This is a genomic window from Kitasatospora sp. NPDC001132, from assembly GCF_053598415.1.
The window spans coordinates 25,891-39,783 of sequence record NZ_JBSFKF010000018.1 but is presented as its reverse complement, the minus strand read 5'-3'; the positions used below and the strand labels follow the sequence as shown (position 1 = coordinate 39,783).

14 protein-coding genes and 1 pseudogene are annotated in these 13,893 nt (G+C 72.6%); 13 read left to right on the top strand and 2 right to left on the bottom strand.

The window, feature by feature from the left end; genetic code table 11:
* Positions 1-177 precede the first annotated feature (177 nt).
* From ACWDBE_RS23270 to ACWDBE_RS23240, 7 genes and pseudogenes are all read left to right on the top strand, one after another.
* Entirely contained in the window at positions 178-1,344 is a 1,167-nt protein-coding gene (locus tag ACWDBE_RS23270) for a 4Fe-4S dicluster domain-containing protein (protein ID WP_449808942.1), read from the top strand.
* Positions 1,341-1,793: a cyclic nucleotide-binding domain-containing protein gene (locus tag ACWDBE_RS23265; RefSeq protein WP_449808941.1), complete on the top strand. Its 453-nt coding sequence runs from the start codon at positions 1,341-1,343 to the stop codon at positions 1,791-1,793. The genes ACWDBE_RS23270 and ACWDBE_RS23265 overlap by 4 nt, the downstream gene beginning before the upstream one ends.
* Complete coding sequence (locus ACWDBE_RS23260; RefSeq protein ID WP_449808940.1) at positions 1,790-2,608, top strand: FAD/NAD(P)-binding protein; 819 nt, start codon at positions 1,790-1,792, stop codon at positions 2,606-2,608. The genes ACWDBE_RS23265 and ACWDBE_RS23260 overlap by 4 nt, the downstream gene beginning before the upstream one ends.
* Before the next feature lies 1 nt (position 2,609).
* Positions 2,610-3,449, top strand: coding sequence for an NADH-quinone oxidoreductase subunit B family protein (locus ACWDBE_RS23255; RefSeq protein WP_449808939.1), 840 nt, complete (start codon positions 2,610-2,612; stop codon positions 3,447-3,449).
* Positions 3,446-4,807, top strand: a complete 1,362-nt coding sequence (locus ACWDBE_RS23250) for a Ni/Fe hydrogenase subunit alpha (RefSeq protein WP_449808938.1) — start codon at positions 3,446-3,448, stop codon at positions 4,805-4,807. The genes ACWDBE_RS23255 and ACWDBE_RS23250 overlap by 4 nt, the downstream gene beginning before the upstream one ends.
* Positions 4,804-5,289, top strand: a complete 486-nt coding sequence (locus ACWDBE_RS23245; protein WP_449808937.1) for a hydrogenase maturation protease — start codon at positions 4,804-4,806, stop codon at positions 5,287-5,289. The genes ACWDBE_RS23250 and ACWDBE_RS23245 overlap by 4 nt, the downstream gene beginning before the upstream one ends.
* Before the next feature lie 236 nt (positions 5,290-5,525).
* Positions 5,526-5,847: pseudogene (locus ACWDBE_RS23240) on the top strand (hemerythrin domain-containing protein); the annotation flags it as partial.
* Between the two features lie 109 nt (positions 5,848-5,956).
* Here ACWDBE_RS23240 and ACWDBE_RS23235 read toward each other — a convergent pair.
* Positions 5,957-6,913, bottom strand: a complete 957-nt coding sequence (locus tag ACWDBE_RS23235) for a ferritin family protein (protein ID WP_449790455.1) — start codon at positions 6,911-6,913, stop codon at positions 5,957-5,959.
* A gap of 1,241 nt (positions 6,914-8,154) precedes the next feature.
* Positions 8,155-8,508, bottom strand: a complete 354-nt coding sequence (locus tag ACWDBE_RS23230) for an ArsR/SmtB family transcription factor (protein ID WP_449790454.1) — start codon at positions 8,506-8,508, stop codon at positions 8,155-8,157.
* Between the two features lie 356 nt (positions 8,509-8,864).
* Here ACWDBE_RS23230 and ACWDBE_RS23225 point away from each other — a divergent pair, with 356 nt between their 5' ends.
* The 6 genes from ACWDBE_RS23225 to ACWDBE_RS23200 all read left to right on the top strand — a co-directional run bounded on the left by ACWDBE_RS23225 (position 8,865) and on the right by ACWDBE_RS23200 (position 13,641).
* Positions 8,865-9,659, top strand: coding sequence for an MBL fold metallo-hydrolase (locus ACWDBE_RS23225; protein ID WP_449790453.1), 795 nt, complete (start codon positions 8,865-8,867; stop codon positions 9,657-9,659).
* 223 nt (positions 9,660-9,882) lie between these two features.
* Positions 9,883-10,494 (top strand): AraC family transcriptional regulator, encoded by a 612-nt coding sequence (locus tag ACWDBE_RS23220; protein WP_449790452.1) that lies wholly within the window; start codon positions 9,883-9,885, stop codon positions 10,492-10,494.
* On the top strand, positions 10,388-11,326 hold the full coding sequence (locus ACWDBE_RS23215; RefSeq protein WP_449790451.1) for an NUDIX domain-containing protein: 939 nt from the start codon (positions 10,388-10,390) through the stop codon (positions 11,324-11,326). The genes ACWDBE_RS23220 and ACWDBE_RS23215 overlap by 107 nt, the downstream gene beginning before the upstream one ends.
* Before the next feature lie 5 nt (positions 11,327-11,331).
* The gene (locus ACWDBE_RS23210; RefSeq protein WP_449808936.1) at positions 11,332-11,943 is read left to right on the top strand and encodes a MarR family transcriptional regulator; all 612 of its coding nucleotides are present in this window, start codon (positions 11,332-11,334) and stop codon (positions 11,941-11,943) included.
* Positions 11,940-12,788, top strand: a complete 849-nt coding sequence (locus ACWDBE_RS23205; RefSeq protein ID WP_449790449.1) for an ATP-binding cassette domain-containing protein — start codon at positions 11,940-11,942, stop codon at positions 12,786-12,788. The genes ACWDBE_RS23210 and ACWDBE_RS23205 overlap by 4 nt, the downstream gene beginning before the upstream one ends.
* The gene (locus tag ACWDBE_RS23200; protein WP_449790448.1) at positions 12,748-13,641 is read left to right on the top strand and encodes an ABC transporter permease; all 894 of its coding nucleotides are present in this window, start codon (positions 12,748-12,750) and stop codon (positions 13,639-13,641) included. Before ACWDBE_RS23205 ends, ACWDBE_RS23200 begins: the two co-directional genes overlap by 41 nt.
* The last annotated feature ends 252 nt before the right edge of the window (positions 13,642-13,893 follow it).

Here is a 13,893-nt window from a genome sequence, read left to right as displayed (position 1 = left end):
CCGGCTCATCCGGGCGGTTCTGTGCAACAGATGGGCCGGTGGCAGCCAGGGACCTGCCGTACCGGAACCGCCGGAGAAGGAAGTGCACCCGTTGAAGTGGCTCGGATCGGATACAGCTGGTGGAACCCCTGCGCCCGTGGGCGGGCGCGGGACCATGAGTGACGAGAGGACGTCGTGATGAGCACTCCGGCGGCTCCGGCAGCCGACGAGGCCGTGATCGACCGGGAAGGCCTGGCCGCCTTGGTCGACGTCCTGCGCTCCCGCGGCTTCACCGTGATCGGTCCGACCGTACGGGGCGGCGCCATCGTGCTCGACGCGCTGGAGTCCGCCGAGGGTCTGCCTTACGGCTGGGGCGTCGAACTCGAGGCAGGACAGTACCGGCTACGGGAGCGTACGGACCCGGCGGCCTTCGCCAACGCCGCCGGACCGCAGTCCTGGAAGACCTACCTGCACCCCGCCCGGGTCCGCCAGTGGCGGGCCGAACGCACCGACGAACAGTTGACCTTCGAGGCGGACGACACCCCGCCGCCCCGCTACGCCTTCCTCGGTGTCCGCCCGTGCGACCTGCGCGCCATCGCTGTCCAGGACCGGGTCCTCACCGGCGGCCGGCACGCCGACCCGACCTACCAGGGACGGCGTTCGGGGGCGTTCCTGGTCTCGGTGGAGTGCACCGAGCCCGGAGGCACCTGCTTCTGCGTCTCCATGGGCACCGGGCCGGCCGCCGGCCCCGGCTACGACCTGGTGCTCACCGAGCTGGTCGACGACGAGGGAGGCCACCGGTTCTGGATCCGCAGCGGCAGCCCTGAGGGCACCGAGGTCCTCGCCGAGATCCCCGGCAGGAGTGCCGACGACGCCACCCGCGCCGCCGCCCGCACACAGGTGTCCGCCGCCGCCGACCGGATGGGCCGCACCATGCCCGAGGTCGACCTGCGCCGGCTGATGGCGGGCACGCTCGACGCCCCGCGTTGGGACGACGTCGCATCCCGCTGCCTGACCTGCGGCAACTGCACCATGGTCTGCCCGACCTGCTTCTGCACCACCACCCAGGACGTCACCGACCTGACCGGCGACCATGCCGAGCGCTGGCGGCTGTGGGACTCCTGCTTCGACCTGGACCATTCCTACCTGCACGGCGGGACGGTGCGCGCCTCCTCACCCAGCCGCTACCGTCAGTGGCTCACCCACAAACTGGGCACCTGGTACGACCAGTTCGGCTCCTCGGGGTGCGTCGGCTGCGGCCGGTGCATCGTCTGGTGCCCCGTCGCGATCGACATCACCGAGGAGGCGGCCGCCCTGCACGACTGGGCCAACCAGTCGCCGCACGAGGGCGAGGCACCCGCATGACCGAGCTGCCGTTCCTGCTCGATGGGCTGCCTCAGGTGCACCGGGACCGGCTGCTGGCCCTCGCCCGCGACAGCTCCTTCCCTCCGGGCAGGCGGCTGTTCGACGAGGGCGGGCAAGCCGACCGCTTCTGGCTGATCCGCTCCGGCGAGGTCGCCCTCGACCTGTACGTACCCGGCCGCCCGCCGCCGGTCGTGGAGACCATCGGGCCGGGCCAACTCCTCGGCTGGTCCTGGCTCTTCCCGCCCTACCGCTGGCACCTGGGCGCGCAGGCACTCAAACCGGTGGACGCCTGGGAATTTCCCGCCGACCAGGTCCGAGTGCTGTGCGCAGCGGACCCGGCCCTCGGGCACCAACTGACCCTGCGCTGCGCCGAGGTGATCGCCGAACGGCTCCAGGCCACCCGCATCCGCCTGCTCGACCTCTACGCACCTCGCCCGGGCACGCCATGACCACCGTCACGCCACCGCTCCCGTACCGGGTGACCGCCTCGCGACCGGAGACCGCGGACGCCGTGTCACTCGAACTGCAACCCGTCGAGGCCGTGTTGCCCGCCTTCCTGCCGGGACAGTTCGCCATGGTCCACGCCTTCGGCGTCGGCGAGGTTCCGATCTCGGTCAGCGCGATCCGAAGCCGGAACGGTGCCCTGGCGCACACCGTCCGCGCGGTCGGCGCGGTCTCCGGGGCACTGTGCCGACTGCGACCCGGCGACATCGTCGGCCTGCGCGGACCCTACGGCACCGGCTGGGACCTCGACTCGGCGACCGGGGCCGACGTCCTGGTGATCGCCGGCGGCATCGGACTGGCTCCGCTGCGCCCGGTGGTGCACCAGGTGCTGGACCACCCGCAACGGTATGGCAGTCTCCGCGTCCTGGTGGGCGCCCGCACCGCCGAGGACCTCCTCTACCGGGACGAGCTGGAGAGCTGGCGGGCCTCGGCCCGGGTGGAGGTGACGGTCGACCGCCCCACCCCCGGCTGGCGGGGCACCGTCGGTGTCGTCACCGGACTGCTCGACCGGATCGAACCGCTCGGCGACGACACCCGTCCACTGCTCTGCGGACCCGAGGTGATGATCCGCCACAGCGCGCAGGCACTGCTCACCCGAGGCGTGCCCGCGCAGCGCATCCAGGTGTCGCTGGAACGGAACATGAAGTGCGGCACGGGCCATTGCGGCCACTGCCAGCTCGGACCGCTCCTGCTGTGCCTGGACGGACCGGTGGTCGACTACGCCCGATCCCAGTCTCTCCTCGCCGTGCGGGAGTTGTGACATGACCGACGACAGGATCCCCACACTCGCGGTCTGGAAGTTCGCCTCCTGCGACGGCTGCCAGCTGACCCTGCTCGACTGCGAGGACGAACTGCTCGGCCTCGCCGAAAAGGTACGGATCTCACACTTCCTTGAGATGTCCGGCGCCGAGGGCCCGGGCGGCGTCGGGGCGGCCACCCTGGACGGCGTCGGACCCTACGACCTCTCCCTGGTCGAAGGCTCCGTCACCACGGCCGAGGACGCCCGGCGGATCCGCCGCATCCGGCAGATCTCCCGCCGCCTGGTCACCATCGGCGCCTGCGCCACCGCCGGCGGCATCCAGGCCCTGCGCAACTTCGCGGACGTGACGGAGTTCCGCGCCGCCGTCTACGCACACCCCGAGTACATCGCCACGCTCGCCACCTCCACCCCCATCGCGGCCCACGTACCGGTCGACTTCGAGCTGCGCGGCTGCCCCATCGACCGACGCCAGCTGCTGGAGGTGATCACCGCCTACCTGGCCGAACGCAAGCCGAACATCCCGGCGAACAGCGTCTGCTCCGAATGCAAGCGGCGCGGCACCACCTGCATCACCGTCGCCCACGGCACCCCGTGCCTCGGGCCGGTGACCCACGCCGGCTGTGGCGCCATCTGCCCGGCCTACGACCGAGGGTGCTACGGCTGCTTCGGACCGTCCGACAGCCTCAACATGGCGGCGATGGTGCGCCAGCTCCAGCACGACGGCATGGACGAGCGGGACGTCCTGCGGGTCTTCCGGACCTTCAACGCGGCCTCCCCCGAGTACGCCGAGCTACCCGACCTCGTCCACCAGGACGGCTCGAGCGACAGGCAGACCCGATGAGCCACCGGGGAGAGCGGATCCTGCGCCTGGACGCACTCGCCCGCGTGGAGGGCGAAGGCGCCCTCCACCTGGCCATCCGCGACGGCGAAGTCACCGGCACCCGGCTGCGGATCTACGAACCACCGCGCTTCTTCGAGGCGTTCCTGATCGGCCGAGGGCACACCGAACCGCCCGACATCACCTCACGGATCTGCGGCATCTGCCCCGTCGCCTACCAGATGACCGCCTGCCAGGCCGTCGAGGCGGCCTGCGGGGTGTCCGTCGACGGCCAACTCGCCGAGCTGCGCCGCCTGCTCTACTACGGCGAGTGGATCGAGAGCCAGTCCCTGCACATCCACCTCCTCCACGCCCCCGACTTCCACGGCCACCCGAGCGCCGTCGAACTCGCCCGCGAGCACCGTGAACCCGTCGAGCGGGGACTGCGGATCAAACAGGCCGGCAACGCCGTCATGGAACTGCTCGGCGGCCGTGCCATCCACCCGGTCAACGTCCGGCTCGGCGGCTTCTACCGGGTACCGACGCGAAGCGAACTCGCACCCCTGGCCGAGCAGTTGCGCCGAGTACGGGACGACGCAACGGAAACGGTGCGCTGGGTGGCGGGCTTCGACTTCCCCGACGCGCAAATCGACTGCGAACTGCTGGCCATGCAGGACAGCGGCCGGTACGCCATCGACTCGGGTGTGCCCACCGCCCTGAACCTGACCGGCGGTACCACCAGGAACCAATCTGCCGCACAACGCCCTGTCCCCGTCGAAGAGTTCGAACAACACGTGGTCGAGGAACACGTCCCCCACTCGACCGCCCTCACATCGAGCCTCGACGGCAGACGCCATCTCACCGGCCCACTCGCCCGGTACGCCGTCAGCGGCCGCTGGCTGCACCCGACCGCCGCCGAAACCGCACGGGCAGCCGGACTCGGTGACCCGGCCACCGGCGCGGTATGCCGCAATCCCTTCCGCAGCATCATCGTCCGCGCCGTCGAAGTCGTGCACTCGGTAGAGGAAGCACTGAGGATCATCGACGCCTACGAGCCGCCGCCCCGACCGCACATCGACGTCCCCCCGCGCCCGGCCGAAGGCTGCGCCGCCACCGAGGCGCCACGCGGCCTCCTCTACCACCGCTACGCCATGGACCCGGACGGCACCCTCACCCTCGCCCGGATCATCCCGCCAACCGCCCAGAACCAAGCGGCGATCGAGGAGGACCTGCGGCGGCTGGTGCAGTCCCGCCTGGACCGACCCGGCGACGCACCCACCGACGAGGAGTTGACCGCACTGTGCGAACGGGCCGTCCGCAACCACGACCCGTGCATCTCCTGCTCCGCCCACTTCCTCCACCTGACCGTGGACCGGGCGTGACGGGCCGGGTCGTCGTGATCGGCGTCGGGAACTCCTACCGCCGGGACGACGGAGCAGGCCCGGCCGTCGTCGAAGCGCTGAGCGGACAGGTCCCCCAGGAGACGCTGCTCACCGTCAGCGACGGCGAGCCCGGCCGAATGCTAGACCACTGGATCGCCCAGGACCGAGTGATCGTGGTCGAGACCGTGCACGCGCATCCCGGCAACCCGGGGCGGCTGCACACCCTGGACGCCGATGCCACCGCCAGGTGCGCGAGCGGCCCGGCCAGCAGCCACGGCCTGGGCCTCGGCGAGACCGTCGCCCTGGCGGTCGCACTCGACCGCATGCCACTCGAACTCGTGGTCCACGCAGTGGAGGGCGAGGACTTCGGCCTCGGCCCCGGACTCAGCGCCCCGGTCCAAGCAGCACTACCGGACCTGGTCAACCAGGTGGCCACCGCCGTCCGGCTCGCGCACCGGCGTCTTCGCTCGCGGCTCGGCTGAGACACGGCCACCGAGGGGACAGGCACTCACCGATCGGCCGCTGACCAGCAGGGAAGAGCGGCGCCTGCGTCCCGGGCAACGTCGACGCCGGCTCGACCCGCCACGCCGTGGCCGACGGGCTGTCGCTTCGGCCCCGAACTCGCCGGCGCCCCATGGCCGTGACGTGCCATGGGGGCCCAAGGCCCGGCAGGGCTGGGTTGTCCGCTGGTTGAACCGTTCACTGGCGGGGCGGACACCCGGCCGCCCTGGACACCGTGTGCCGCGTCGACCGGCTGCCCACCGACCGACGCCTGCCGCGCGAACTCGCCGAGGAACACCGGCTCTACCCGGCCCTCGCTCCCGCGCTCGGCGGCCCCGAAGCGACCGCCACCATGAGCCGCGCCCGAGATCCACCGCCTCGCCCGCCGCATCACCACCCACCTCCAACCCGCCGACGAGGAAGGCTGCTCGCGCCCCGAAAAACCCGACGATCTACGCGCCCGCCCCTACGGCCTGCACGGCGTGCTGCGCCTGCACTTCACCCAGGAAGAGGAGAACCACTTCTCCCTCGCCCGCTGACCGAACAGGGAGAAGTCGGGAGCGGTCGAGTTCGCCCGCTCCCGACTTCTCCGACACCGTTTCGGGCGGGCTCCGGGGAGCCGACCGGAACGGGGCGGTCACCCTTTGGTCAGCCGAGGCCCTTGCGGGCGGCCTGGAACGCCTGGGCGTGGCCGGCCTCGTCGGTGGCGTTGTGCTGGAAGAGGGCGACCGCGGCGATGTCGCCGGCGGCCTTGGCCTGCTGGGCGAACGTCGGGTACATGGTCCTGGACTCGTAGGTCTCTCCGGTGATGGCGGTGGCCAGGTTCTGGCTCGTGGTGCCGACCGTTCCGGCCAGCGCCGCCTCACCGGAGAAGTGCTCCTGCAACTCCACATCGGAGATGCCGGTGAACAGGCGTGCCAGGGCGGGATTGCCGCTCTGCTGGGCGCGTTGGGCATAGAGGCTGTACTTGGCGTGTGCCAGGGCCTCACCGTGCATGGCGGTGTCGAGGTTGGCCTTGGTCTGCGCCGAGGTGACCTTGGGCTTTCCTGCTGTCACCGTGACGGGGCCGACGGCCGGGGGTGCCGGGACGGTGCCCTTGCCGGTGCGGACCGCGGTGAGGGCGGCCTGGTACGCGGCCAGGTGCGCTGCCTCGTCCTTGGCGATCTCGGTGAAGAGGTCGGCGGCGGCGGTGTCGCCGGCCGCCCTGGCCTGGCGGGCGAACGTCGGGTACATGGTCCTGGACTCGTAGGTCTCTCCGGTGACGGCGGCGGTGAGGTTGGCCTCATTGCTGCCCAGGAGGCCGCCCAGCGCGGCCGCCTGGGCGAAGTGCTCACCCAGCTCCACACCGGAGGTCTTCCGGAAGAGGTCGGCCACGGCCGTCCGGCCTTCGCGTCGGGCCTGGGCCGCGAAGAGGGTGTAGGAGGCGTCGGCGAACGCCTCGCCCCGCATGGCCTGTGTGAGGTCGGTTTGCGTCCGCTGCTGGAGAGCCGGGATCGTGGCACCGGCAGCCGGGCTTCCGGCAGCCGATGCGGCGGGGACGGTGCACATCGCGACGCTCGCGGCCAACGTACCGGCGACCAGAGCGCGTATCGGGTAGGCGGTCATTTCAACCTCCTTGGCGGACACCGGATCGGGTGTCCTCGCCAAGCACAGCAAGACGCCCCGGACACGGCCATCCGGTGCTACCCATTCAGGTGACTACGCGAAATGACGAACGAGCCGCGCACGCCGACGCCTCCGAGACCATCGACTGGCTGCGCCCGGTCCCCGGCCCGCCCTCCCCGGACCCACCCGGCCCGCCCTCCCCGGTCCCAGGTCGTGTGTGTTGCGGTGGTCGGCTTCTTCCGGGGCGTGGCCTTCTTGCGTGTCGGTGTCCGCGTGGAGTGGCCGGCGTCTGCTCGCCGTCCTTGGTGGCGGGGCCTGGGGTGCGGTGGAGGCTGTCGGCGGGGGCGTCGTCGTGTTCGTGTCCGGGCGGCGTGTGGAGACTGTGTGCGTGTTCTCCCGGAAGGGCTGCGGTGTCTGTGGCGCCTGCGTCCTGGTCCGCGCCCGGGCGGCCGTCCCGTGCCTCGAACACCTCGCTCCGGTCCTGGGGTGTCGCCGGGTGGATGTCCTGCCTCGCTGCCTGCGGGGTGCTCGTCGGGGATGGCTGTCTGCGCCCCCGGCGGCGTGCTGGTCGCCGCCGTCCGTGGCGGGGGCCTGCCGCTAGTGGTGCTGTCCGTCGTCTGGGTGCCCGCCCCGTCGCTACCACCACCTGGCACCCGCGTCCGCGCGGAGGCGCGGCGTCTGCCGGCGCCGGCGGCGGTGTCGCCGGCGGGGAGGGCTTTGTCGCCGGGGTCGATGCCGTGAGTGCCGGACGCGGTGTGTGCATCGTCTTCGGCCCCCGTTGCGGGACCTGGGGTCCTCGTTCTCGCGCGCGTCCTCGCCCCGACCCGGTCGCGTGGTCGTGTACGGCGGCCTCGGCCTGGGCGACACTCCATGGCCCGGCCCGGCCCGGCCCGGCCCGGCCCGGCCCGGCCCGGCCCGGCCGGGTCGCCTTCGTCCTCGTTGCCGGCTCTTCCTCGGTATGCGTGAGGTGGCCCGCGACGGCGAACGCCTGCGCTGTGCCCGCGTGTTCGTGACCGCGGGCCTGGCCGGTGGCTGGTTCACCCCCCCGGGTTGTCGACCGTGTCTTCGAGGACGCCTGGACGCCGTTGCCGACGCCCACCGCCACCTCGAATCCGGCGTCCGGATCGGCGAGATCGTCCTGCGAGATCGTCCTGCGTGATCGTCCTCTCCGTCCGCGACCGACCCGCCCTCACGCCCTCGGGGTCCGGGTTCCTGTCACGCCCTGGGGGTCCGGGTTCCTCTCATGCCTTCGGGGTCTGCTGTGCTTCCGCGTCGGCGGCGGCTACCACTGCCGACAGCAGGCCCGGGAAGCGTCGTTCCAGCTCCTCGGTGCGTAGCGCGTTCATCTTGGTGGTGCCGACGTAGTACTGGCGTAGTACGCCGGCTTCGCGTAGCACGCTGAAGTGGTGGCTGGAGGTCGAACGCCCGACCGGGAGGTCGAAGGAGCCGCAGCTGAGGTCGGCTCCGGAGTGTGCGAGTGTGCGTACCACCGTCCTGCGGGCTGGGTCAGCGAGTGCCTCCAGTACCTGCTGGACGCTCACGTCCTCCACGCCAGGGTGCACGATCACCCGCGCCGCCACGCGTGCCCGTCCCACACCCACCACCCCTTCCCAATATTCGGCCCCCGTCCGTTCGATGGTCAAAGTCCGCGCGGTGCGCGTGACTTCACGCGCATGACGCTACCAGGGCCGATCGCCTGGCCTGCCGGCGTTCAGGGCGGTGGGTGAAGCCGCCTGCCTGCGCCGGGGCATCCGCGAGCGACCCGCCGTGAACAGGACGGGCAGGACAGGGCAGGGGAGGGCGGGGGAAGACAGGGGATGGGAGGGGTGTGTGGTCTTCGGGTGTCGGTGGGAATGCCGTGTCGCCCGGGGTGGTTGTGGTCGAGAGTCCGCGTGACCGGTTGCCGGTGTGCGGCGGGCGTGTTGACGTGTGGTCACGGGAGGGTGTGCGGATGAGGATCGGTGACATCGAGGTTCTGGCGGTCATGGACGGAACGGGTACGGAGAGGGCCGCGGACATCCTCACCCGTCCCGGCGTCGACGATCCGTGGGCCTGCCACCGTCATCATCTCGGGCCCGGCGGTACCCTCGCCCTGCCGCTCGGCGGGTTCCTGGTACGTGGTGGTGAGCGTACGGTGCTGGTCGATGCCGGGGTCGGCCCGCACGACGACGGCCGTTACCGCGGGGGTGCCCTGCTGGACTCGCTCGCCGCCCACGGTACCGCCCCCGGCGACGTGACCGATGTCGTTTTCACCCACCTCCACTTCGATCACGTCGGCTGGGCCTGTGTCGGGGGCCGGCCCGTCTTCCCCAACGCCGTCTACCGCGCCCACCGCGCCGACTGGCAGCACTTCGTCACCGGTGACACCGCGACCCCCGAAGCCGTCGCCAAGCTCAGCCCCCTCGAGGGCCGGTTGGAGCTGTTCGACACCGATTTCACCCTCGCTCCCGGTATCGATGCTCTCCACCTGCCCGGCCACACCCCGGGTACCACCGTCTACGTGCTTTCCGGTGGCGGGCGCCGGGCCCTGCTGCTCGGGGACGTCGTGCACTCCGTCGTCCAGTTCGGTGAACGGGACTGGCAGGTCGTCTGGGACGTCGACCCTGTCGCCGCCTCGGCCGTGCGCAACCGCCTCGCCGACCAGGCGGCCGACACCGACGACCTCCTCGTCGCCGCCCACCTGCCCGGTATGCGCTTCGGCCGCATCCTCGCCGCCGACGGCCACCGCCGCTTCGTCGCGGTCTGAACCCCCGGCCCCCGGCCCCCGGCACCGCCCCCCGGCACCGCCGCGCCCTCGGCGCCGCCCCCGGCCCCGGCCCGGCATCGCCCCTCCGGCACCGGCACCGGCACCGGCACCGGCTAACCGGCCCCGGTGCCGGTGTCGGTGTCGGTGTCGGGCCGTCGCGCTCTTGGTTGTGGGGCGCGGCACACTGGGGGTCGGACATGTGACGCCGTATGAGGGAGCAGTGATGGCACAGGTCGCCGTGGTCACCTTCGACGGGTTCAACGAACTCGACAGTTTCATCGCTTCCGCACTGATCAACCGCTGCCGTAACGACGGTCTGGAGGCCTTCGTCACCACGCCGACGCCGCAGGTCACCTCGATGAACGGTGTCCGGGTCGCCGGGCAGCGTCCGATCGAGTTCGTCGCCGAGGCCGACGTCGTGTTGATCGGCAGCGGGGTGCGGACCCGTGACGTGGTCGCCGATGCCCCGTTGCTGGCCCGGCTGCCGCTGGACCCCGCCCGGCAGCTGATCGGTTCCCAGTGCTCCGGCGCGCTGGTGCTGGCCCATCTGGGTCTGCTGGGTTCCATGCCGGCCTGTACCGACGCGACGACCCGGCCCTTCCTCGAGGCCCTCGGTGTCACCGTGCCCGGCGCGCCGTTCCACGCCGAGGGCAACATCGCCACCGCGGGTGGCTGCCTGGCCTCCCAGTACCTCGCCACCTGGGTGATCACCCGCACCCTGGGCGAGGATGCCGCGCGTGCCGTCCTCGACTACGTCGCCCCGGTCGGCGAGCACCGGGAGACCACCGCCCGTGCCCTGCGCGCCGTCGGCGTGGGGGAGCCCGCCCGCGCCTGACGGGCCGTGCCGGCCGACGGGCACCGATCCGCCCCCGACGCCGCCGGTGTCGCCGCTTTGCCCCGGTGTCGTCACCGCACCGCGGTGTCGCCGTACCGGGAGTGGCGGCGCCGGGGCGCGGACCGCCGACCCGCCGCCCGTCCGCCCGCCGGTCGCCCGGTCTTCGGCGCCACCTTGTGTGAGATCAACGCCGGGGCCCTGGTCCACTGCGGCGACATCAACCGCGAGTTCCCCGCCGGCCTCTTCGGCCGGGAGGTGCTCGCCCGGCTCGCCAAGCCCCCGTCTGCCGGCTCGGCTGCCTCGTCCTCGTCCGCAACCCCGCGGCGACGTCCTCCTCGTCGACCCCGACGACATGGACGGCATGATCCTCCCGGGCGGCTCCGCCCGCCCCGACGAGCCCCCGCACCTCGCAGCCGCCCGCCACCTCAACGCCGAGACCGGCCTCCACCTGCGCCTGACCGACATCCTCGCCGTCGACTTCACCCCCGCCCACCACTACCTCCAGCCCTCAGCCTCGTCTTCGACGGCGGCACCGTCCCCGACACCACCCCCCTCACCGTCCCGCCCCGACACCACAGCGGCCTGCTCGGCGCCCGCTTCGTCCCCGTACGCCAACTGCCCGACACCATGGCCCCCCGCCCAGTACGCCCGCACCACCGAAGCCCTCGCCGACCGCACCCTGCCCGCCCTCGTCCACGGCCAGCGCACCACCCACCAACCCGCCCACCCGACAACCCACCCACCAACCCGACAACCCACCCACCAACCCGACAACCCACCCACCAACCCGCCCGCACACCCGACCAATACCTCGCACACAGAGCTAAAATGAGGGGTATGACCGCGACAGAGCCCGCAACGCTCGACGTCGCGCTGGCCGACGAGTTCTCCACCCTCCTCGTCGGCATCCAGCGCCTGGTCCGCCGCCGCCTGCGCCAGAGCACCCCACACGAACCCCACCTGCGCGGCGCCCAGATCGAACTGCTGCGCCTGGTCCACGACACCCCCGCACTGCGCGTCTGCGAAGCCGCCGACGAACTGTGCCTGGCCGGCAACTCCGTGTCCACCCTCGTCAACCAGCTCGTCGCCCAAGGCCTGCTGCGCCGCGAGAGCGACCCCGCCGACCGCCGCGCCGCCCTCCTGCACGCCACCGCCGAGGCCGCCGAACGGATCGAGGACTGGCGCCGGCGCCGCCGCGCCCTCATCGGCGACATCGTCACCGGCCTGCCGCCGGCCCAGCGCGAGGCCCTGGCCGCCGCCCTGCCCGCCCTGCGGCAGGTCGCCGACGCCCTGCGCACCCCGCCGGCCGTCCCGCGTACCCCGCCGGCCGTCCCGCGTACCCCGCCCGACCTCCCGCGCACCCCGCCGGCCGTCCCGCGTACCCCGCCCGACCTCCCGCGCACCCCGCCGGCCGTCCCGCGTACCCCACCAGGGCAGGGGGAGCGATGAGCACCGACGACGCCGACGCCGTGGTGTGCCAGGGCCTGACGTACGTCTTCCGCCACGGCCGCGGCAAGGCCACCCGGGCCGTCGACGGCATCGACCTGAGCGTGCGCACCGGCGAGGTGTTCGGCCTGCTCGGCCCCAACGGCGCCGGCAAGACCACCACCATCCGCGCGATCACCACCCTGCTGCCCGTCGGCCCCGGCATGGTCCGCGTCTTCGGCCACGACGCCACCCGCCACCCCATGCGGGTACGCCGCCTGCTCGGCTACGTCCCCCAGCAGCTGTCCGCCGACGCCGCCCTGACCGGACGCGAGAACGTCGCCCTGTTCGCCCGCGTCTTCGACGTCCCGCGCGCCGAACGCGTCCGCCGCGTCGACCAGGCCCTGGCGGCCGTCGACCTCACCGACGCCGCCGAACGGATGGCCGCCACCTACTCCGGCGGCATGGTGCGCCGCCTCGAACTCGCCCAGGCCCTGGTCAGCGCCCCGCGCCTGCTCGTCCTCGACGAACCCACCATCGGCCTGGACCCCATCGCCCGCACCGGCGTGTGGGAACGCGTCGACGCCGTGCGCGCCGCCACCGGCATGACCGTCCTGGTCACCACCCACTACATGGACGAGGCCGACCGCCACTGCGACCGCATCGCCCTCATGGACCGCGGCCGCATCCGCGCGCTCGGCACCCCCGCCGAACTCAAGGACCGGGTCCGCCACACCGACCCCGCCCACGACAATCCCACCCTGGACGACGTCTTCCGCCACTTCGCCGGCCGCCAACTGGCCGACGCCACCGAAGGAGACTTCTCCGATGTCCGCCGAACCCGCCGCACAGCAGGCCGCGTCGGCTGAACCCGCCGACCCGCGGGCCGCGTCGGCCGAACCCGCCGACCCGGGCCCGGACCTGTCCCTGCTGCTGGTGCCCCCGCGCGCCCGCACCGGCTGGCGCCTGGTACCCGCCCGCGTCGGCGCCATGTGCGCCGTCGAACTGCAGAAGCTGCGCCACGACCGCACCGAGCTCTACACCCGGGCGATCCAGCCGGCGCTGTGGCTGCTGATCTTCGGCCAGACCTTCACCCGTCTCAAGGCGATCCCCACCGGTGGCATCCCCTACCTGGACTTCCTCGCACCCGGCATCATCGCCCAGTCCGCGATGTTCATCGCGATCTTCTACGGCATCATGATCATCTGGGAGCGGGACTCCGGCGTCCTCACCAAACTCCTGGTCACCCCGACCCCGCGCGCCGCCCTCGTCACCGGCAAGGCCTTCGCCGCCGGAGTGAAGGCCGTCCTCCAGGCCGCCGTGGTCGTGCTGATCGCCGCCGCCCTCGGCGTCGCCATGACCTGGAACCCGCTGCGGCTGGCCGGCGTCGTGGCCGTCGTCCTGCTCGGCTCGGCGTTCTTCTCCTGCCTGTCCATGGCCATCGCCGGCATCGTCCTGACCCGCGACCGCCTGATGGGCATCGGCCAGGCCATCACCATGCCGCTGTTCTTCGCCTCCAACGCCCTCTACCCCCTCGCCCTGATGCCCGGCTGGCTGCAGGCCGTCAGCAAGGCCAACCCGCTCAGCTACCAGGTCGACGCCCTGCGCGGCCTGCTCATCGGCACCCCCAGCCACCTGCCCCTGGACTTCGCCGTCCTCACCCTCGCCACCCTCCTGGGCATCGGCGCCGCCTCCGCCCTGCTCGGCCGCCTCGCCCGCTGAGGACCTGTCCCGCGGCCGCCCACGCGGCCCGGAACCCACCGTGGGCCGCCGCGCGGGTGAGGTGGCCGACCCACTCCTCCCGGCGCGGCGTTCGGGCGAACGTCCCGGCCCGGGCCGAGGCGGGCCGCGCCGCGAGGGCGGCCAGGGCGGCGCGGATCCCGCCCGGCGTCACCAGCCGGCCGTCGTCGGTGCCGCCGACCTCGTAGTCCCGGATGCCGGTGGGCCGCTCGGCCTGCCGGCCGCTCACCGCCC

What these genes read in the sequence shown, in the direction of transcription:
- ACWDBE_RS23260 (WP_449808940.1), top strand. Translation starts at nt 1,790, where the DNA reads ATGACCACCGTCACGCCACCGCTCCCGTACCGGGTGACCGCCTCGCGA.
- ACWDBE_RS23215 (WP_449790451.1), top strand. Translation starts at nt 10,388, where the DNA reads ATGCCGCGCGTGCCGTCCTCGACTACGTCGCCCCGGTCGGCGAGCACC.
- ACWDBE_RS23265 (WP_449808941.1), top strand. Translation starts at nt 1,341, where the DNA reads ATGACCGAGCTGCCGTTCCTGCTCGATGGGCTGCCTCAGGTGCACCGG.
- ACWDBE_RS23200 (WP_449790448.1), top strand. Translation starts at nt 12,748, where the DNA reads ATGTCCGCCGAACCCGCCGCACAGCAGGCCGCGTCGGCTGAACCCGCC.
- ACWDBE_RS23225 (WP_449790453.1), top strand. Translation starts at nt 8,865, where the DNA reads ATGAGGATCGGTGACATCGAGGTTCTGGCGGTCATGGACGGAACGGGT.
- ACWDBE_RS23205 (WP_449790449.1), top strand. Translation starts at nt 11,940, where the DNA reads ATGAGCACCGACGACGCCGACGCCGTGGTGTGCCAGGGCCTGACGTAC.
- ACWDBE_RS23220 (WP_449790452.1), top strand. Translation starts at nt 9,883, where the DNA reads ATGGCACAGGTCGCCGTGGTCACCTTCGACGGGTTCAACGAACTCGAC.
- ACWDBE_RS23270 (WP_449808942.1), top strand. Translation starts at nt 178, where the DNA reads ATGAGCACTCCGGCGGCTCCGGCAGCCGACGAGGCCGTGATCGACCGG.
- ACWDBE_RS23250 (WP_449808938.1), top strand. Translation starts at nt 3,446, where the DNA reads ATGAGCCACCGGGGAGAGCGGATCCTGCGCCTGGACGCACTCGCCCGC.
- ACWDBE_RS23210 (WP_449808936.1), top strand. Translation starts at nt 11,332, where the DNA reads ATGACCGCGACAGAGCCCGCAACGCTCGACGTCGCGCTGGCCGACGAG.
- ACWDBE_RS23235 (WP_449790455.1), bottom strand. Translation starts at nt 6,913, where the DNA reads ATGACCGCCTACCCGATACGCGCTCTGGTCGCCGGTACGTTGGCCGCG.
- ACWDBE_RS23255 (WP_449808939.1), top strand. Translation starts at nt 2,610, where the DNA reads ATGACCGACGACAGGATCCCCACACTCGCGGTCTGGAAGTTCGCCTCC.